The sequence below is a fragment of the Hyphobacterium sp. genome (assembly GCF_965228115.1).
GTDB lineage: Bacteria > Pseudomonadota > Alphaproteobacteria > Caulobacterales > Maricaulaceae > Hyphobacterium.
In genome coordinates this window covers 1,906,803-1,925,164 of record NZ_OZ245794.1, presented here as the reverse complement: position 1 = coordinate 1,925,164, position 18,362 = coordinate 1,906,803, and the positions used below count along the sequence as shown (strand labels likewise).

General features: G+C 59.7%; 18 protein-coding genes, 1 tRNA gene and 1 pseudogene. 13 read left to right on the top strand and 7 right to left on the bottom strand.

Translation table 11 applies throughout. The annotated features are described in order from the left end of the window. Nucleotides 1–8: 8 nt before the first annotated feature. Nucleotides 9–1,229 carry a hypothetical protein gene (locus tag ACO079_RS10020; RefSeq protein WP_421789663.1) on the bottom strand — a complete coding sequence of 407 codons (1,221 nt, stop codon included), beginning with the start codon at nucleotides 1,227–1,229 and terminating at the stop codon, nucleotides 9–11. Between the two features lie 104 nt (nucleotides 1,230–1,333). On the opposite strand from ACO079_RS10020, the gene rlmN reads away from it, so the two are divergent. The 3 genes from rlmN (at nucleotide 1,334) to ACO079_RS10005 (ending at nucleotide 4,115) form a co-directional block, all read left to right on the top strand. Continuing rightward, a complete protein-coding gene (rlmN, locus tag ACO079_RS10015) occupies nucleotides 1,334–2,485 on the top strand; it encodes a 23S rRNA (adenine(2503)-C(2))-methyltransferase RlmN (RefSeq protein WP_421789661.1) in 1,152 nt (383 codons plus the stop codon). Beyond that, nucleotides 2,482–3,339 (top strand): GNAT family N-acetyltransferase, encoded by an 858-nt coding sequence (locus tag ACO079_RS10010; protein ID WP_421789659.1) that lies wholly within the window; start codon nucleotides 2,482–2,484, stop codon nucleotides 3,337–3,339. The genes rlmN and ACO079_RS10010 overlap by 4 nt, the downstream gene beginning before the upstream one ends. A 71-nt stretch (nucleotides 3,340–3,410) precedes the next feature. Then, the gene (locus ACO079_RS10005) at nucleotides 3,411–4,115 is read left to right on the top strand and encodes an extensin family protein (RefSeq protein WP_421789657.1); all 705 of its coding nucleotides are present in this window, start codon (nucleotides 3,411–3,413) and stop codon (nucleotides 4,113–4,115) included. Here the strand turns inward: ACO079_RS10005 and ACO079_RS10000 are convergent. After that, nucleotides 4,112–5,785, bottom strand: a complete 1,674-nt coding sequence (locus tag ACO079_RS10000) for a tetratricopeptide repeat protein (RefSeq protein WP_421789655.1) — start codon at nucleotides 5,783–5,785, stop codon at nucleotides 4,112–4,114. The genes ACO079_RS10005 and ACO079_RS10000 overlap by 4 nt on opposite strands. A 95-nt stretch (nucleotides 5,786–5,880) precedes the next feature. Between ACO079_RS10000 and ACO079_RS09995 the strand changes: the two genes are divergently transcribed. Further along, nucleotides 5,881–6,642, top strand: coding sequence for a DUF3800 domain-containing protein (locus tag ACO079_RS09995; RefSeq protein WP_421789653.1), 762 nt, complete (start codon nucleotides 5,881–5,883; stop codon nucleotides 6,640–6,642). Between the two features lie 142 nt (nucleotides 6,643–6,784). Here the strand turns inward: ACO079_RS09995 and ACO079_RS09990 are convergent, their stop codons facing one another. After that, a complete protein-coding gene (locus ACO079_RS09990) occupies nucleotides 6,785–7,582 on the bottom strand; it encodes a class I SAM-dependent methyltransferase (RefSeq protein ID WP_421789651.1) in 798 nt (265 codons plus the stop codon). Nucleotides 7,583–7,725: 143 nt separating this feature from the next. Here ACO079_RS09990 and ACO079_RS09985 point away from each other — a divergent pair, with 143 nt between their 5' ends. From ACO079_RS09985 to ACO079_RS09975, 3 genes are all read left to right on the top strand, one after another. Further along, nucleotides 7,726–8,253 carry a hypothetical protein gene (locus ACO079_RS09985; protein ID WP_421789649.1) on the top strand — a complete coding sequence of 176 codons (528 nt, stop codon included), beginning with the start codon at nucleotides 7,726–7,728 and terminating at the stop codon, nucleotides 8,251–8,253. Nucleotides 8,254–8,323: 70 nt separating this feature from the next. After that, a complete protein-coding gene (locus tag ACO079_RS09980; protein WP_421789645.1) occupies nucleotides 8,324–9,067 on the top strand; it encodes a creatininase family protein in 744 nt (247 codons plus the stop codon). After that, the gene (locus ACO079_RS09975) at nucleotides 9,060–10,130 is read left to right on the top strand and encodes a Kelch repeat-containing protein (RefSeq protein ID WP_421789643.1); all 1,071 of its coding nucleotides are present in this window, start codon (nucleotides 9,060–9,062) and stop codon (nucleotides 10,128–10,130) included. The genes ACO079_RS09980 and ACO079_RS09975 overlap by 8 nt, the downstream gene beginning before the upstream one ends. Here the strand turns inward: ACO079_RS09975 and ACO079_RS09970 are convergent. The 3 genes from ACO079_RS09970 to tsaD are packed head-to-tail and all read right to left on the bottom strand — an operon-like array spanning nucleotide 10,127 to nucleotide 12,585. Further along, nucleotides 10,127–10,456, bottom strand: coding sequence for a Rieske (2Fe-2S) protein (locus ACO079_RS09970; protein WP_421789641.1), 330 nt, complete (start codon nucleotides 10,454–10,456; stop codon nucleotides 10,127–10,129). The two genes, ACO079_RS09975 and ACO079_RS09970, sit on opposite strands and share 4 nt — an antisense overlap. Next, entirely contained in the window at nucleotides 10,457–11,458 is a 1,002-nt protein-coding gene (locus ACO079_RS09965) for an NAD(P)H-dependent glycerol-3-phosphate dehydrogenase (protein ID WP_421789640.1), read from the bottom strand. Continuing rightward, entirely contained in the window at nucleotides 11,455–12,585 is a 1,131-nt protein-coding gene (tsaD, locus tag ACO079_RS09960) for a tRNA (adenosine(37)-N6)-threonylcarbamoyltransferase complex transferase subunit TsaD (protein WP_421789638.1), read from the bottom strand. Before tsaD ends, ACO079_RS09965 begins: the two co-directional genes overlap by 4 nt. Nucleotides 12,586–12,608: 23 nt before the next feature. Here tsaD and hemC point away from each other — a divergent pair, with 23 nt between their 5' ends. The 6 genes from hemC to ACO079_RS09930 all read left to right on the top strand — a co-directional run bounded on the left by hemC (nucleotide 12,609) and on the right by ACO079_RS09930 (nucleotide 17,847). Next, on the top strand, nucleotides 12,609–13,565 hold the full coding sequence (hemC, locus tag ACO079_RS09955; protein ID WP_421789636.1) for a hydroxymethylbilane synthase: 957 nt from the start codon (nucleotides 12,609–12,611) through the stop codon (nucleotides 13,563–13,565). A gap of 8 nt (nucleotides 13,566–13,573) precedes the next feature. Beyond that, complete coding sequence (locus ACO079_RS09950) at nucleotides 13,574–14,272, top strand: uroporphyrinogen-III synthase (protein ID WP_421789634.1); 699 nt, start codon at nucleotides 13,574–13,576, stop codon at nucleotides 14,270–14,272. A gap of 56 nt (nucleotides 14,273–14,328) precedes the next feature. Next, entirely contained in the window at nucleotides 14,329–15,606 is a 1,278-nt protein-coding gene (locus tag ACO079_RS09945; protein WP_421789633.1) for a hypothetical protein, read from the top strand. Further along, complete coding sequence (locus tag ACO079_RS09940) at nucleotides 15,603–17,042, top strand: heme biosynthesis protein HemY (protein WP_421789631.1); 1,440 nt, start codon at nucleotides 15,603–15,605, stop codon at nucleotides 17,040–17,042. The genes ACO079_RS09945 and ACO079_RS09940 overlap by 4 nt, the downstream gene beginning before the upstream one ends. Then, a complete protein-coding gene (gene udk, locus ACO079_RS09935) occupies nucleotides 17,039–17,698 on the top strand; it encodes a uridine kinase (protein ID WP_421789629.1) in 660 nt (219 codons plus the stop codon). Before ACO079_RS09940 ends, udk begins: the two co-directional genes overlap by 4 nt. 73 nt (nucleotides 17,699–17,771) lie before the next feature. Further along, a tRNA-Thr gene (locus ACO079_RS09930) sits at nucleotides 17,772–17,847 on the top strand. A gap of 157 nt (nucleotides 17,848–18,004) precedes the next feature. On the opposite strand, the pseudogene proA reads toward ACO079_RS09930, so the two are convergent. Further along, a pseudogene (gene proA / locus ACO079_RS09925) lies at nucleotides 18,005–18,292 on the bottom strand (gamma-glutamyl-phosphate reductase); the annotation flags it as partial. Nucleotides 18,293–18,362 lie beyond the last annotated feature (70 nt).

The following is an 18,362-nucleotide window of genomic DNA, read 5'->3' as shown; positions in this document are numbered from 1 at the left end:
GGCGCGTTCTAACGCGCCGTAGAGGGCTCCGGAACCGATTGCGGCAGGCGCGGCATGAAGCGATCCGGCAAATGCTTGATCAGCGGATTAAGATGACAAGCCAGGGCCGGCAGCGGATCATCCGGGCTGAACACGCCATGCACCGCCCCGATAGAATTCCACATGGATTGACCAAAGCGGGAGGCCAGATTGCTGTAGCGCTTTTCGCGGATTAGTTTTTTATAGGTCTGGTTCTCGCCTTTCAGCCAAACAAAGCGCTGACCACGCTTATACGCCCACGGATTGGCGCGCTCCGGCAGCGGCGTGCCTTCGACCAGATCCACAAACCAGCTGACATAGGGCAGAACGGATTCCACCAGTTTGGAGTTTGCACCCAGACGCGGATTGATTTCCAGGAAGGTGATCTCGCCGGTTCGGTCATCCAAGAGGAATTGCGCGGAACCGGTGCCGTGATAACCGAGGGCCTCAACCAGACGCGTGGCATAATCGGCGAGCTCAGGGATGGGTTCGATGGTTTCGGCAAACGTGCCATAGCCGGAAGCATCGCCGGCCGTGGTGAGGCCAACCTTTACGTTCACACCCGCATAAAGACGGCCGTTTTCGGCGGTCCAATAAAGATTGTGGCGACCTCCGGCATTATAGCGCTGGACCATCAATTGCTGATGACCCTCGGTCGGCCAATCGATGCAGGTACGGTCGAAATCCGCTTGTGTATGGCAAATCAAGACTTTTACACCATAGACGTCGTGATTGCATTCGACCGCGCGCACGACGAGCGGATAGCCGATCTCGGCGGCCGCGGATTTAAGGTCGGCATAATTGTCGACTGTGATGCGCGGCGCGACCGGAATATCACAATCCGCCGCAAGCTTGGCCGCCAGGGATTTATCGGTCACCCGGCGCACGGTTTCTTCCGCGACCACATATTGCGTGACGTGATCGGGAAGCTTGTTGCCGTGCTCCGTTAAAAAGCGGACGCCTGTTTCATCGACCGGGAAGAGGCCGGTGATCTCCGGAAAGGCGCGGAAGATTCGATCCAGATCGTTTAACGCTTGAACCGGTGTGTCCACCAGGTCCGCCATGGCGATGGACTCCGTTACAAAGCGGGACAGGTTGACGTAGTCGCAGGGGCCATTGATCCCGGCAAATACGTCGCGGCCGCGTCCGGATAACGCGCGGGCGACGGCCAGGCTGCAGCGATTATGGTCAATCAAGAGAATTCCCGACATGGGCCAAGGCTCCACGAGTTAGCAAAGTCCTAACGGCCCTCGCAAACCTTGTGCCGGTTGCCCCTCTCGCTTTTTGGTCCGGGATGTTATATGTCCGCGCGCCCATGAGCACTGCGCTGAATATCTATGATCCGTCTGCCAAGGCGGAGGCCGGACCATCATCCCTGGCCGGGCTGACGCGTGCGCAAATGCGTGACGCGATGATCTCGGCTGGCGTGGAGGATCGCAAAGCCAAAATGCGCGCCGAACAGGCCTGGCGCTGGATCTATCATCATGGCGCGCGCGATTTCGACATGATGACGAATATCGCCAAGGACCAACGCAGCGTTCTGGCCGAGCAATTCACGCTGGACCGCCCGGAAATCGTCGAGCGGCTGGTCTCGGTCGATGGCACGCGCAAATACCTCATCCGGCTAGCCCCGGGCGTGGAATGCGAGACGGTGTTTATTCCCGATGTCGGACGGGCCGGTGCGCTCTGTGTCTCCAGCCAGGTGGGCTGCACGCTCAATTGCACCTTTTGTCATACCGGCACCCAGCCTCTGGTGCGCAATCTGACGGCTCAGGAAATTGCCGCTCAGGTCATGGCCGCGCGCGATGATCTGGAAGAATGGCCGACTTCCAACGAGAATCGCCAGATTACAAATATCGTCTTCATGGGCATGGGCGAGCCGCTTTATAATCTCGATGCGGTTTCCGACGCGATCGACATCATTTCCGACGGCGATGGCATGGCGATTGGCCGCCGCCGGATGACGGTCTCGACCTCTGGCGTGGTGCCGAAGATCAAGGAGTTGGGCGAGCGCACGAATGCCATGTTGGCGATCAGCCTGCACGCGACGAATGACGATCTGCGCGATGTATTGGTGCCGTTGAATAAAAAATACCCGATTGTCGAGCTGATGGAGGCGATCAAGAGCTATCCAAGCCTGGGTAATTCGAACCGCGTGACGTTTGAATATGTGATGCTGAAAGGCGTCAATGACACGCCCGCCGAAGCACGCGCACTGGTGAAGTTGCTCAAAGGCATTCCGTCAAAGATCAACCTGATCCCGTTCAATCCCTGGCCGAATTCGCCTTATGAATGCTCGGACTGGGAAACCATCGAGACCTTCGCAGAAATCGTGAACCGCGCCGGTTATGCCTCGCCCATCCGGACCCCGCGTGGCCGGGATATTTTCGCCGCCTGCGGCCAGCTGCGGTCGGAGTCCAAAAAACTGAAGGCGAGTGAGCGGCGGGCGCTTCAGAATAACGGATGACCTCCGCCGTCCTTTATCACTGGAAACTCAAACCGGGCATGGAAGAGGCCTTCCGGGACGCCTGGATAGAGGGCACACAGCTGATCCATAAAAAATGCGCGAGCTATGGCGCGCGCCTGCATGAAGGCGCGGATGGCCTCTTCTGGTCCTATGCGCGATGGCCGTCCGAAGAGGCGCGGCAGACTTGTTTTGAAACCCATGATTTCTTCTCTATGGAGTGCTTCAAGACCATGCAGGCCTGCATTGAAGAGCGCTTCCCGGAAATTGTTCTGACCCTAACGGCTGACGAGTTGGTGGAGCGCAAAACCGGCCATCAGGTGCCGGAGTATGAAACCGACCGCCTCATCCTGCGCCCAATGACGCTGGAGGATGCCGAACCACTCGCGCCGGCGCTTATGGATGCAAAAAACCTGACCTGGTGGTCGCGCGGTGCGCTGGGAGATGTTTCCGCGGTGCGGGATTATCTGCGCTGGAACATTGAGGGTGAAGGCGTTCAGTGTTGGGTCTTTGCGTTGAAAAGCGCGCCCGAGGACGCGCTTGGCTGGGTGATCCTGATGGACCGGAATGAGGGTCAGGCCGAAATAGGCTTCATGCAGCGCCCGGGTGCGCAAGGTCAGGGCTATGCCTTTGAAGCGGCACAAAAAATGTTAAACCACGCCTTTAAAATGCGCGGGTTCCGCAGGATCTGGGCCGATGTGGATCCGGATAATGCAGCTTCGATCAAGCTGATTGAGAAGCTGGGTCTGACCTATGAGGGCCGGTTGAAAGCCAATTGGGAAACCCATATTGGCGTGCGCGATAGTTTGATCTATGGGGTCGTTGCGCCCGAAAAAGGCCGCAAAGACCCGCTTTAGAAGCCGTTGTGATGTCTGATCCGCGTCAAAACCCTTCCCGTCACAAGGAGCCAAGCTGGGCCGGGTGGCCCATGTCGGTTCACATCGCGCTGCGCGGGGCGATCATCATGTTCGCCATGCTAGGCGTGCTGGGCGTGTTTTATTTCATTGAATCCATGCCGGACGGGGCGAGCGCCTGGGGCGAAGCCGATCTTGAAGAACCGATCCTGCCTTTCACCAGCGAGCAAATCCGCGCGCTGCGCGAAGACCCGCAAGCCTGTATGGCGGCACTGGATCAGTCCAATATGAGCTATGCGCAAGTCGAGGCGCAATCCTCCACCCCTCAATGCCGCTGGCAGGCGGGCGTTTCGATCGCCGCCTCCAATCTGGATTATGCCGATCCAGAACCGCCGGTGGCCACCTGCGCATTGGCAGCCGCGCTTTATGTCTGGGAAAGAGAGATTGTTGCCCCGGCGGCCGCCCGGCATTTGGACACGGAAGTCGCGGAAATCCTGCACTACGGCACATATAACTGCCGCCGGGAAAACTTCTCCCAGGCAGGCCGCTGGTCACAGCACGCCGATGCCAACGCCATTGATATTTCCGGATTCCGTCTCGCCGATGGCCGCATTGTCGGCGTGCATCGCTGGGATAATGGCGGCGCAGAGGCCGATTTTCTTGTCGAGGTGCGCGACCGGTCGTGTGGGATATTCACCGCTGTCCTGGGTCCAGAATACAATGACGCCCATGCCGATCATTTTCATCTCGATATGGGCCCGTGGGAAATTTGCTCCTAACCCGGTTCAGTTGAAGCCGCCTCACCTTCGCCGCCGATATCACGAGCTGGACACCCTTCGTTTTCTCGACGCTCCACCATGCGGTTCGCCTGATCAACAAACCCCGAGCGCCCATAACTCACTTCGGCTTGGGCGAGATAGGTGCAGCCTTGCTCGGTCTCGCCCAACTGAAACGCCAATGACCCCAGCCGCAATTGTTGTTCGGCCATTTTCGGCACATCACCCGTTTGCTCGTAAAAGCTCAGCGCCAGACCGGCATGCTCCTGTGCGCGCTGGAATTCCTCCGCAAAATAAGCCGACAGGGCGAGCGCATCATGGATATAGGCAAAAGCACCTGGCTCGACATCGCGGGTCTCAATAATGGCGATGGCTCGTGCGGCATGATCCCGTGCCAGGACATCATCCTGGGTTGAGGCTGCGACCCCCAGCGAAAGCAGAAGCGCATCCGCCTCCATGGCCGGGTCCGGCGTTTGCTCGGCTGCTGCCAAGGCTTCATCCGCATAAGAGCGCGCCGTCGCCATGTCATTCCGTCGGAAGGCGAGCCACCCCGCATCCCGGGCCGCTCGCTCTATCGCGCGCAAATACTGGTGCTGGCGGGCGCGTTCTAGGGCGCGCTGATAAAACCGCGCCGCCGCGTCAAAGTCTCCGCGCGCTTCGGCGACCCGGCCCAAATTGCTTAAGGTCATCGCCGTACGCTGCGGCTGATTTTCGGCTTCAAAAGTCGCCTGGGCCTGGCGATAGAGGTCCTCAGCCCGGTCAAGCTCGCCTCGACTACGATATATGCCCGCCAAGTTGTTTTGTGCCAGAGCAATGCCGATTGGGTCATTTGCTTGTTCCATCAAGGCGATGGCTCGCTCATAGAATCGTTCGGCCGATTCATCATCGCCATTGGCCTCTGCCATCAGCCCGCTATTTCCCAGATGCCGAGCGGCAGCGAACAGATCGCCATTAAGGTCCGCCAATTCGAGCGCCAACGCATAGTATTGCTCGGCCTGCTCGAAGTCGCCGCGCAACCAGAATAATCCCCCGAGGCTGCCATAGACACGCGATTGTTCGCGCTCATCTTCATTTTCCAGCGCGAGGTCCAGCGCCTGGCGGTGGAGCGTTTCGGCCCGAACATCATTGCCCAACTCGGCCAACACGTTTCCAAGCCGGTCCATCGCCCGCCCATTCGTGGCATTAAGGTCAAGCGCGGCCTCATAGGCCGAGATGGCACGTTGCGGATCGACGGACTCCGCCACCACCCCCACAGCAAACCAGCGCTCGGACGCAGCGCCCGCGTCACGCCGGGCTAACCTGTGTGCTGAGTCTTCGAGCGCCTCGAAGGCCGTTTCATAGTCGCGAGCCTCCAAGGCTGTTAGCGCCGAGACGACACGGCGGTCTGATGCCCTGGACAGGCCCTCAAGTACACGTTCAAGATCGGAATTGCTGCCATAATCTCCACCGCGCGCGACCGAAGACGCCTCGAGATGGGTCGCGACGCTTGCTGCCAGAGTGGCCGCTTCAGCCTGCGATAGGCTACGGCCCCCGGTCAGCAAATTGTCGACATCGGTGATAAAGCCCAGGGTCGTGGCCAACACGGCAGCCCCCGCCGCCGCCGGTGCCCAGTGGCGTTTCAGCCATGCTTTTGAGTTGGCTGCGCCTGATTTGATATTTGTCCAAACCCCCATCAGGTCACTTTACCCTTCCCGCGACAGGCGAGCCAGCTTCCGTCGTACTCACGACACGTGTTAACTATAATCTGTCCGCGCTTTGGGGGCAGGTCATGTATCTGATGTATGTGGATGAATCCGGTGATACCGGGCGGGAGGCCAGCTCCAGCCCTGTTTTTGCGCTCGCCGGGCTGATCGCGCCATCGGAAAAATGGAATGAAATCGAAGCGGACCTGACCAAGCTGAGAAAGTCTTTGGGTGCGCAGTACGGGCTCAAACCTTCTGACGAATTGCGGGGGTCGGCCATCATGCGCAAGGGGCCGGGCAATCATGACCGGCGTGTGGCGCTGATAGAATCGGCGCTGAAAGGGATTGCCGCGATCAAGTCCGTTCGAATCTTGCTGACCGTGGTTCGCAAGAAAAACCTGGCCCCGGAAACCGATGTATTCCGGGCTGGGTGGTCTGCGCAACTGGGCCGCTTTGATGGATTTCTGGCCCGTTCGGGGGCGCGGGGTGGCGCTCAGGGGTTTGTGGTGGCGGACAAAACCCAGAGTGCGCAACTGGACAAGCTGGTGCGGGGATTACGCCGAGAACGGCCCGTAGCGGAAACCTATGGCTGGCTGGTCAAGCGCAAGCGCATCATCAACAAGCCGCTGAAACACGTAATAGAATTGCCGCAGCATCAGGACTCCAAGCGCAGCCTTCTGATTCAGGCTGCCGATTTGTGCGCCTATGCGGTTTACCAGACCGAAGCGCCGTCCATGGCGGTAAAAAGCAATAAGGGCCATGAGCGCTTTATAAAGGCATTGCAGCCGGCCATTATCAAAAGTCCGCTTGCCCATCCGCACGGCACGCATGTGATTGAAAACGCCTGAGGGTTTTCCGGAAAAGCAAACGGGCGGCCCGTGCGCATAGCGACAGCCGCCCGCTCTATGCCTAACCGTTTCTGGCCGCCCGGAAGATTCCGTCCAGCCGTCTACAGCTCGCAAATAGAAGATATCAGAAACCCGGTCGCGATCAATCGGGCTTCCGGAACAGAAGAACAAACCGATCCGTCTGTCCTCTGATTGTCTCATCAAATACCGAGATATCCCGCGGGTCCTCCGGGTTGGCGAGGAGGTCGGATGTCGCCTCCAGAACAAAACCGGCTATTTCCACTTCTTCCCGGACGAACGCCTCCTCGATGCGGTGATAGGCGTCAACATCGGTATCAGCCGCCCCTTCTATGGCATGGTGGTCCACAACCAGAAAAACGCCGCCGGGCCGAAGCGCGTCATATATCGAACGATTCATCGCCAACCGGTCTTCGCGAGTGGGCGTGTGAAACCCGTCCTGCTGCCAAGCCTGGTCGTGATAGATCAATACCATGAATGCGGCATCCAGCTCGCTGTCATAGCCATCGAGGATACCGGCGATTGGCGACACCAGCCGGGTGACATTGTCGCGTTCCTCTGCAAAGGCGGTGATTGCATCGTCAGCGGCCGGGAACCGATCCACAATCCAGTCCATATTCTCGGCAATAACCTCTCCATCAGACCCGACAGCTGTGGATAGAATCCGGCTATAATATCCCGAACCCGCGCCGAGGTCGGCAACCCTCCAGCCCGGCTGTACGCCCGCGAAAGCCAGCATTTCTGCTGGGTGCCGGCCGGCATCGCGCACAAGATCGGCCTCCGGGCGGCCCCGATCATTCACCGCCTCAATGATATAGCTGGCGGGCGCGGCCGCGGGGTCCAGCGGTGTTTGTTGTTCCGGCGCTTCCTGAGAACAGGCCGCCAGAAAAACGAATGCAGACACAACAAGCACGCGACTCATGGCGTTCCCCTTCTTCGTCTTGATGGCATCCTCGCTGAATGCCGGGCGATCACAAGTCTATTCTTAAGGACCGTCTCAAGATCGCTGGACCAGCCTTGGACGAGTGACCTAAAGTTTAGGCGTTCAGGTCTGGGGAGGCTTCGATGCACATCATTCTTGGCTTGCTTGGTCTGCTCGCTGCAATCGGCGCGATCGCCTGGCGCATCAACATGGCCCGGCAAGGGGCCGAGGTTGTAAAGGACGTTGCGGAAACAGCGATCAATTTACCGCGCAAGATGCGGTTTCAGTCCAAAGCGAAACGCAAGCGCCTCTCATCGGTTGAAGACCCGCGTGAGGCCGCGGCCATCCTTTTGCTGGGCATGGCAAGAGCCGGCGGCGAAGTGACTACAGAACACAAGAAGACCATACGGGCTGAGATGGAGCGGGCGTTCGACGTCGATGCGGCCGCGAGTGAAGAATTGCTGGCCCGCGCTTCGTGGTATTCCAGCAATGTTGCGGATCCGGATGACCTGATTCCCCGGATGACTGATTTTGTCGCAAAAACTGCCGGATCTGAAGCACTTGCCAGCCTTTCGTCCATGCTCGGCTCCATAGGCGCGGTCGAAGGCGATGCCAGTGCCGATCAGGTGGCGTATCTCCGCCGGTATCAACAGCGTGCCGGGTTGAGCTGAGACACAAGTGCGCCTTGCCAATTTGTGCCTTCAAGCGTAGCGGTGGGCTCCCTTCCTGAAGGAGTCCGGCATGCTTTTACATCAATCTACCTGGCAAGAGGTCGAAGCCTATCTCGAGCGCTCGAAGGGGATAATCATCCCGATCGGCTCGACAGAGCAGCACGGGCCGAACGGGCTTTTGGGTACGGACGCGCTCTGCCCGGAGATCATCGCGCACGAAGCCAGCAAGGCGTCGGGGCTTTTGGTTGCGCCAACTTTTAATGTGGGCATCGCGCAGCATCATATGGCGTTTGCAGGCACGATCACACTCCGCCCGTCCACAATGCTGGCCGCCATGCAGGACTGGATCGACAGCCTGGTGCGTCACGGGTTTGAGCGCCTGTACTTTCTGAATGGTCATGGCGGGAATGTCGCCACCATTCAGGCCGCGTTCGCTGAAAGCTATTCCGACTGGTCACTTTCCGGCGAAAGCTGTCCTCATCGCCTGAAGGGCCGGAATTGGTGGGAGCTTCCCGGCATCATGCAGATTTGCCGCGACACTTTTCCGGTTGGAGATGGGTCTCACGCCACGGCTTCAGAAGTCGCGGTGACCTATTATGGCTATCCAGACTCCATCAAAGACGTGAAGATGACACCGAAAATCGCACCGGACGGCGATTTTGCCGACGCTGCGGATTATCGCGCGACCTTCCCTGATGGCAGGATCGGATCTGATCCGAGCCAGGCGACGCCTGAAAAAGGCGAGGCGATTACTTTAGCCGCGCGAGATGCGCTGATTGCCGAAGCGACGGCCTTCTTCAATTCGGATGACTAGCCGGCGACTTGTAATCATTGCCGCGATTTTGCTGCTGACAGGGTGCAGCAGCGATGATGTCGTGCCCAGTTCTGGCGAAATCGCCCAGCTTCCGCATCCTGTAAGCAATAATGCGGTCGCCGGCGTCGAGGTGGATGGGCGGTTTATGGCCTATTCATTTGCCGGTCTACTCGCGGGAAAAACCTGGGAAGATGTTACGGCCAATGCCTATGCCTGCGATCTGGCGGCGGGTGACTGCCGCTCAATCGCGCCGCTCCCGGACAGGGTTGGCCGGCTGGCCTCGATCGCCGCGACCGTGGGAGACCAGATCTATATCTTCGGCGGTTACACCGTTGCAGCAGATAATTCCGAACGCTCAACGCCGGAAGCCTGGCGGTTTGATCCTGTCAACGAGGAATATGCCCGCCTGGCGGACATCCGCGTGCCGGTCGATGACAGCGTCGCGCTGGTCTATCAGGAGCGCTATGTCTATCTCGTTTCTGGCTGGCATGATCACGACAATGTGGCGAATGTTCAGGTCTATGATGTTGCCGAAAACGAATGGTTCGATGCCACGGATTGGCCTGGCTCTCCGGTATTTGGCCATGCGGCCGGCGTCATCGGCAATGTCATGCTGGTGTGTGGCGGTGTAGAAGTCGTCCCACCAGCGGCAGAAGGCGCCCGCCGGACATTCGAACTTTACGACGCCTGTTGGCGCGGCGAGATCAATCCAGGCAACCTGGCCGAGATTGATTGGACGCAAGTCGAACTTGAGGGCGGCCCGCGCTATCGTGCGGCCATGGTGGGGTCTCAGCGGCTGGACCGATTCATGATCCTGGGCGGAACCGACAACCCCTACAATTACAATGGCGTAGGCTATAATGGTGTGCCGTCTGAGCCAGACCCTTCAATCCTGCAGATTGATGCCGACGGAACTGAGGCTGTCCAATCCGATACCGAAGTCAGGGCGATGATGGATCATCGCGGATTGATCGAGTGGAATAATGGCTTCGTGACGCTGGGCGGCATGGAGGCGGGTCAAGAGGTCAGTGCGGCCGTGATTTACAGCCGGTTTGAAGATTAGGCCGCAATAATCGCGCCATTGACCACTTTGATGTCGACGCCTGTCAGCGGATCGCCGGCAGGTCCGCCCGTACATTTACCGCTCAAGACATTAAAGGTCGCGCCATGGACCGGGCAGATCACGTCTTCTCCCTTGTGGACGAAAACACGGCCATCCGGCAGCGAGAGCGCCCGACCGGCATGCGGACAGATATTGAGATAGCACCGGATGTCTTCGCCTTTGCGAACGAGCAAGAGGGGAGAACCTTCCCATTCCGCAACCCGTCCGCCGGGGTCGGGCAGATCCTCGACCCGGCCAAGCGCCGTTCCTGTTGGAGGCAGCTCCATCTAATCGCCCTCGACCGTAAACGGGCGAGACAGCAGTTCTTCCATGGCCGCATCGACGCTCATCGTCCCGGAAAGGATGGCGTGCATGGCCTGACAGATCGGCATGTCGATGCCGGCTTTTTCCGCCAGAGCCGCAATGGCGGGGGCGGAAGATACGCCTTCGGTGACGGCTTTACGCTCGGCGAGAACGCTTTCCAGATTTTCTCCACGCCCCAGCGCCATGCCGCAGGACATGTTGCGGGACTGCGGCGAAGAGCAGGTGAGGACCAGATCTCCTAACCCACACAGGCCGGACAAAGTCTCCCTCTGCCCGCCGAGGGCGACCGCCAGCCGGGTCATCTCCGCAAATCCCCGCGCAATCAGCGCCGCATGGGCGGATTTGCCCAACTGCCGGCCTTCCACAATCCCGCAGGCAATTGCCAGCACATTCTTGACCGCGCCGCCGATCTCCGCACCGACAAGGTCGCCCGACCAGTAGGGGCGGAAGCGCGGCGTGCCAATCGCCCCCATCAGGGCGTGCCCGAGCGACTGATACTTGGTCGCCAGCGTGACAGCGGTGGGCAGGCCGCGCGCAACATCGATCGCGAAGCTCGGTCCTGAAAGGACAGCGGGAATGGCGGATGGAATTTCCTCGTCGAGGACTTCCGTCATCATCTTGAGCGAGGACTGCTCGATACCTTTCGCACACAAGAGGATGGGCAGAGCTTCCGGCGCATAAGGCGCAAATGCCCGAAGGACGTTTCGCAAATGCTGGGCGGGAGCAACCGCGAGAACGGCCCCGCAGGACGAAAGGTCCGAAAGATCGGTTGTCGCCCGGATCGCGTCACTCAAGGGGGCGTCCGGCAGATAGACTGTGTTGATATGGTCGGCATTAATCGCCCTCGCGACCTCGGCTTCATGCGCCCAGAGCGTGACGTCGCGTCCGGCCAGCGCGGCAGTTTGCGCCAGTGCTGTCCCCCAGGCGCCCGCCCCGATAACACCGATCGATTGATAATCACTCATGCCTTGGGTCCTTTGCGGCCCGAACCGATGACAGGCTGAAGCTTGGCCGAGGCTTCATCCAATGGCCAGCGGGCACGCGCAGGCGCGTTCAAACCATCCGTTTCGCCGCGGCGTAGATGTTCGGCTCCGGCCAAGGCAATCATCGCCGCATTGTCCGTGCACCATTTCAAGGGCGGCGCGATAAGGCGAAAACCATGATCCGTCGCCACTGTTTCAATTGTCTTCCGGATTTCCTGATTTGCAGCGACACCGCCCGCAACGACAAAGGTGGGCGATGCAGTGTCAGGAAATGTCTCTATGAAATAATTCATGGCGTTAGAGGAGCGATTTGCCAGCGATTGAGCAATTCTATGCTGAAGACCTGCGGACAGATCGGATATGTCAGCAGGCGTCGGGTTGTCGAATTCCTCCCAAATCTGGCGCGCCGCCGTTTTCAATCCGGCGAAGGAAAATTCATAGCCAGGACGGTTACTCAGTGGCACGGGCAGATCAAAGCGATCCCGATCTCCGTTTCGGGCTGCTCGCTCCAGAGCCGGACCGCCGGGAAACCCCAACCCCATGATTTTCGCCGTCTTGTCAAACGCTTCACCGGCTGCATCATCCAGAGTTGAGCCCAGGCGGTGATAACAGCCGACATCCTCTGCGATCAGCAATTGAGTATGACCGCCAGAGACCAGCAAAAGCAAATAGGGAAATTCAACAGGCTCGCTCAGTCGCGGTGAAAGGGCGTGGCCCTCCAGATGATTGACTGCGAGAAGCGGTTTTCCCGTTCCCAACGCCAGACCTTTCGCTGTCATCAGGGCCGCCATGACCCCACCAATCAGGCCGGGACCCGACGTGGCCGCAATTCCATCCATGTCGGGTAGACCCAAGCCCGCCTCGGCCAACACCCGTTCGACCAGCGTGTCCATAATTTCGGCATGGGCGCGCGCGGCTATTTCCGGGACCACGCCGCCAAAAGGCGCATGGATGTCATCCTGGCTGCGGACCGTCTCGGCGAGGACGCTAGGGCGACCGGCCCCGTCCAGCCGGACAATGGCCGCCGCTGATTCATCGCAACTGGACTCCAGACCCAGCACGGTGAGCGCGCCTGCTTGCCTTGGGCTATCAGAGGTGTCTAACTGCATGAAATATTCGATACTCTGCCTTGATGGACCAACGCAACGTGACTTTGCGCTTACCCCTGCCGATCGCCACCCGGAAATCGCCACTCGCTTTAGCCCAAGCCTATCACGTGCAGACGCTGATGATGGCGGCCCATGAGCTGGCGGAGGCTGACCTGCCCATACTTTCAATGGTCTCGACCGGCGACAAGCTGACCGACCGCACCCTTCTGGAGGCCGGTGGAAAAGGCCTCTTCACCAAGGAAATCGACGAAGCCTTGTTGAACAAGGACGCAAGGCTGGCCGTGCACTCCATGAAAGATGTGCCGACGGAATTGCCGCCTGGTCTGACCCTGGCTGCAATCCTCGAGCGCGAGGATCCGCGCGATGTGTTGTTGACCGCCAGCGGAAGCGCTCAACTGGCGGATCTTCCGCAGGGCGCCACGTTGGGAACTGCCAGCCTGCGCCGTCAGGCACAGTCGCTGGCGCAACGCCCAGATCTCAATGTTGTGACGCTACGGGGCAATGTGGATACGCGCCTTGGCAAGCTGGCCTCCGGGGAGATTGACGCCACCTTCCTGGCGCGGGCCGGATTGCGGCGGCTGGGCCGGGAGCAGGCCAAGCTGGCTCCGTGCGAAACGTACAGCATGTTGCCAGCCGTGGGTCAGGGCGCGATTGGCGTCATGATCCGCGAGGATGATGAAGAAGCGGCAAAAGCAATCGCCGCGATCAATCATGCAGCCAGCCAGATTGCTGTAACGGCGGAACGCGCTTTTCTCAGAGCGCTCGACGGGTCCTGCCGTACGCCACTGGCCGCTCATGCCACGATAAAGGACGGCCAGCTGTCCATCCGCGGGGAGGCCCTGACGCCGGACGGCAAGCATCGCTGGGCAGGCCGCCAGGAGGGCTCGATCGATGATGCTTATGAAACGGGCCTGACGCTCGGTGTACAGATCCGGTCCGACGCGGGCGATCTGTTGGAACAGGTCATCGCCGCTTCATGAAAGTGTTGGTGACCCGGTCTGAGCCCGGCGCCGGCCGTACGGTCGAGAAGCTGAAAAAGCGAGGCGCAAAGCCCATTCTGGCTCCGTTGCTCCGCATTGAATTCCCGGATGAAATCGAGGTTGGCCTGAACCGGACCAATGCGCTTGTATTCACCAGTCCGAATGCCGTCCGATCCTGGCTGTCCAGCCGCAGCGAGACCGAATTGCCCGCTTTTTGTGTCGGCGACGCCACTGCAGCCGAGGCGGAGGCGTCGGGCTTTACAAAAGTCCGTTCCGCAGGAGGAGATGTCGGCGATCTCATCGCGCTTTGTCAGGCCCAGTTGATACCTGGCCGGCATCGCCTTCTCCACCTGCGTGGCGCGCACACTGCAGGCGATCTGGCGGGCAGCCTCCGGGCGAGCGGATTTGAAGTGGATGAAGCGGTTATATACGAGGCGGTCGCGGCAAAAGCGCTTCCCAAGCCCGCTGAAGAGGTCATTCGCAAACGTGAGCTGGCCGTCGCTCTCTTCCACTCACCGCGTGCTGCAATCGCCTTTACCGCTCTGGTCGAAGATGCCGATCTCAGCGATTATCTCAATACCGTCATTGCCGTCGCGATCAGCGAGGCCGCCGCGAAAGGGCTGGTGAGCTCAGATTGGGCCGCAGTCAGAATAGCCGAAGCGCCCACCGAAGAGGACATGCTGAACCGTCTTGGCTTTGACGTGTAGAAAAGTGCGGGCCAACATGGATTCGTTAAGAAGAATCAGCCACGGGCTGAAACGGTATGAGCGACACAGAAGATCCCGAACCGGTTGATGCCGAATTTGAACCTGCTGATGACAGCAGCGAGGATGACCGCCCGCAAAAGCGGGGCGGCATTTCGGTCTATATAATTATCTTTCTGATCGCCGTGATTGTCGGGGTGGCGGGCGGGGCCTGGTTGTTCTGGCAATATGGCCCGCAGCAGTCTGCAAGTGTTGATCTGTCGCCCTTAGAAGCAAGATTAGCCGCGCTGGAGGACACGGAGCCACCTGCGGCTTTTGATGCCTCGGATCTGGAAAGCCGCTTAGCGACTCTGGAATCTGCCCCGGTATCCGATTCCGTTTCGGTAGATCTATCAGCCATAGAGGAGCGCCTTGCCGCTCTGGAAGCGGGTGGCATCGAGGCCGGCGGTGATCCAACCGTTCCGGTGCGTGTGATCGCGCTGGAAGCAGGTCTAACCCGGCTGGAAGAGGAAATCGCTGCGCTGGATGAGGCAGATGATGACAGCGAATCCGGTAGGAGCCATGAAGCGCTGGCCGCTCTTGAGGCCCGCATAATTGCACTGGAATCCGGGCCATTGGCAGACAGCGGATCGGTTGATCTGACGGGCATCGAAGCCCGGCTGGAGGCGCTTGAAACCCGGGCTGATCCGGACTTATTTTACCCCAGCCTGCTCGAGGAAAGGCTGTTGGCACTTGAAACGGCAGAAACACCCGCGCCTGATCTGTCCGCGATTGAAGCTCGGATGGCTGCCCTTGAAGCATCGCTTTCTCAGGGGCTTACCCAGCAAGCCGCCAGCGGCAGTGAGGGCCGCGAGCTGGCCGCCCGATCCCTCGCTTTAGTGGCTCTGGTGGAGGCCGCTGGTACAAGCCAGTCCTTTGAAGCGGAACGTGCGGCTCTTTCCCGGTTGTGGCGCAACCACCCGGCGCTCACAGCGCTGGCCAACCATGCCCGCTCCGGCATCCCTACGAAAGACAATCTGGCCCAATCCTATCCGCGCGATGCGATCGAGAATGCCATCGGTACCAATCGGGTGTTCTTTGGCCTGATCGAAGTGCGTCCGAGTGAGGGCAGTGAAACGAGCCCGCTGGCAATTGTGGCACTGGCGACCGAGCAGCTGGACGAGGGCGATCTGGCTTCAGCGGTGCAGCTCACTGAACAGCTGGACGGTGAGGCTTTAGCGGCTGCGCAGGCCTGGCTGGTTCAGGCGCAGGCCCGGCTTGCGGTAAATGGTGCGCTCGCAGAGCTCCGCAATGCTCTGACCGAAGAGGCCGCGGCACAAGGAGCTGATCCAACATGATCCGCCTCATCTTCGTTGTTGCCGCAATCATTGCCGCTTGTGCGCTTACATGGTTTCTGACCTTGAATCCGGGCTCCGTTGAAATTGACTTTCTAGGCGCTCAATGGCGAATGCACTTTGCGCTCGCGCTAGCCGTTTTGTTGTTGGGAACTTTCTTTTTGTTCGTTGTGGTCTGGGGAATTTTTATTCTTTGGACAGCCCCCGACCGTTTCACGAGGTTCCAGACACGGCGCCGCAAGGAAAAAGGCTTTGATGCGCTGGAAAATGCGCTGATCGCCGCCGCTGCCGGAGAGGGCGAGGTGGCTGTCCGGCAAGCCGCAAGAGCTGATGCCCTGCTTGACCGGCCTGCCCTGTCGCGCCTGCTGGCAGCAAGAGCAGCAGAGGCCGCGGGAAATTTACCGGGCGCAGAAGCCCACTATGAAGCGATGCTGGAGGATCCCAAATCCCGCCTCGTCGCGCAACGTGGCCTGGCCCAGATTGCTTATGGCCGCGGCGCCCATGGCGAGGCCGCCGAACACGCCAAGGCGGCCTTTGAAGCCTCTCGCTCTGCGGGTTGGGCCTTTGATGCGCTGTTTGATGCGCAGGTGGCCCAGGGTGACTGGCAAGCCGCTCTGGAAACCCTGTCCGAAGGGGAAAAGCGGCGGCGCATCCCGACGGATCAGGCCAGCCGGAGGCGGGCGGTTCTGCTGACGGCCCAGGCTCAGGAAAAAGAATCCAGCGAACCGGCCGAAGCGCGGGCTCTGGCGGAGAAAGCCGTTACGGCCTCGCGGGGGTTTGCCCCCGCAGTCGTGCTGGCTGCGCGCCTGCTCGCCCCGGCCCGCAAGCACAAAAAAGCCGAAGACATGATCAAGGCGGCCTGGCTGCAGGTGCCTCATCCTGCATTGGCGCGTGCGCTGGGCGATTTGCGCAAATCCGACACCAAGGCCAAACGCGCCGAGCGCTTGCGCCAGCTGGTGACGCTGCGCCCCGATCATCGGGAATCGAAGCTTCTTCTGGCAGAAACGGCACTGGATGAATCCCAGGCCGGGGCGGCACGATCAGCGCTAGAGCCCTTGTTGAACATGGGCACGCCGTCTGCGCGGCTTTGTGCGCTGGCCGCCCGGCTGGCCCGGCAAGAAGATAATGACGCAGAAGCCCGCCGCTGGATGACGCGCGCCTCTCATGCGCCTGGCGAGGCCGACTGGTCGGACATTGACGGGGATGGCCGCGCTTTTGCCTACTCGCCGGAAGACTGGAAGCGTATGGTCTATGTTTATGGCGATGAAGGACGGTTGACCCATCCGCGCTATGAGCGGTTTGAGCTGGCAGCTGGCGCCGTACCGGAGAACGCCTTGCTGGAAGCGCCAAAACCCGCCCGGAAAGCCGGTGAGTCTCCGGACTTTTACGACGCGCCGCGGCCTCCCGATGACCCCGGCGTTGGTGAGGATGAGAAATGAGCTCCATCATTGTTGGCATCACCGGCGGGTCCGCCTCCGGTAAAACGACCTATGCCGATGCGCTGCGCCGCCTGTTGCAGCCTTATGAAACCCGGCTGATCGCGGAAGATGAGTATTATGGCGATCATGCGGATGAACCGGGCTTTGATCCAGCGCGCTTTAATTTTGATGATGTTACGGCGCACGATCATGAATTGATGGCGAAACAACTGCAAACGCTGAAATCCGGCAAGGCGATAAAGGCCCCCATGTATGATTTCGTCACTCACCGCCGATTGGAAACGACCCGCGATATCAAGCCGGCCGATATCATAATCGTCGAGGGCATTCACGTGCTCGCCGATCCGGACCTACGCGATCTCTATGACTTTTCGATCTATGTCGACGCGCCCTCGGATATCCGTCTCGCCCGGCGGCTGTTGCGGGATGTACGCGAGCGGGGTCGCAGCCTGGAATCGGTGGTGACACAATATCTACGCACGGTGCGGCCCATGCATCTGGCCCATACCGAACCAGGCAAGGCGTCGGCTGATCTGGTGGTGACCAATGACGCGGCTGCCGCCAGTCCGGAGCTGGAAGCCCTTTCGCCATCTTTTGAGAAACTGGCCGCCCCGGCGGCAACCAAAATCAAAGCGATTCTGGCGGATCCGACCTAGCCTTCAGAAAGGCGCAATTGGGATATTGCGGATTTTGAAGCTTGCGGTTAGGTTCCGCCGCCTTAAATCCGGCGCCGCTTTAGCTCAGCTGGTAGAGCAACGCATTCGTAATGCGTAGGTCACGTGTTCGAGTCACGTAAGCGGCACCACTTCCCTAAAGTTTCCGTTGAGCCCTTCAATTACGTGGGCGTCTGCTCCCATGTTCGCATAAAGCGCGCTCAGTGCTGCGCTCGTATGAAATGTGCTCAAGGCTGTCTCACCGACACTCGAAATTGACGGAACCGAACACTTCTAAGGACGAGTCTGCCCGTTGCCACCCTGCGGAATGACAAGATTGACCAAGCCGACCGCTGTCAGCGGCGCCCTTACCGCATCGCGGTCGGGCGTATCGACCGTTTGGATACAATCTTCCGGCAAGTCCGCTGCCCGCAGCCCTTCGGCAAGGCATTCTACAATCACGCGCGTTGAGTTCAGGCTCACTGACCCACCTCTCTGAATCACAGTACTGCAGGATCTCAGGCCAAGCGCACCAGCGTCCGCACCAACATTCGGAAGGCTTTCATAGATCATGCCGATGACACCCAGCGGTGGTGCCGCTGAAGACATTCCAAATCACGTTGTTCGTACATCAAGCAGATCGCCGGATTCACGGTAGTCCCAATTG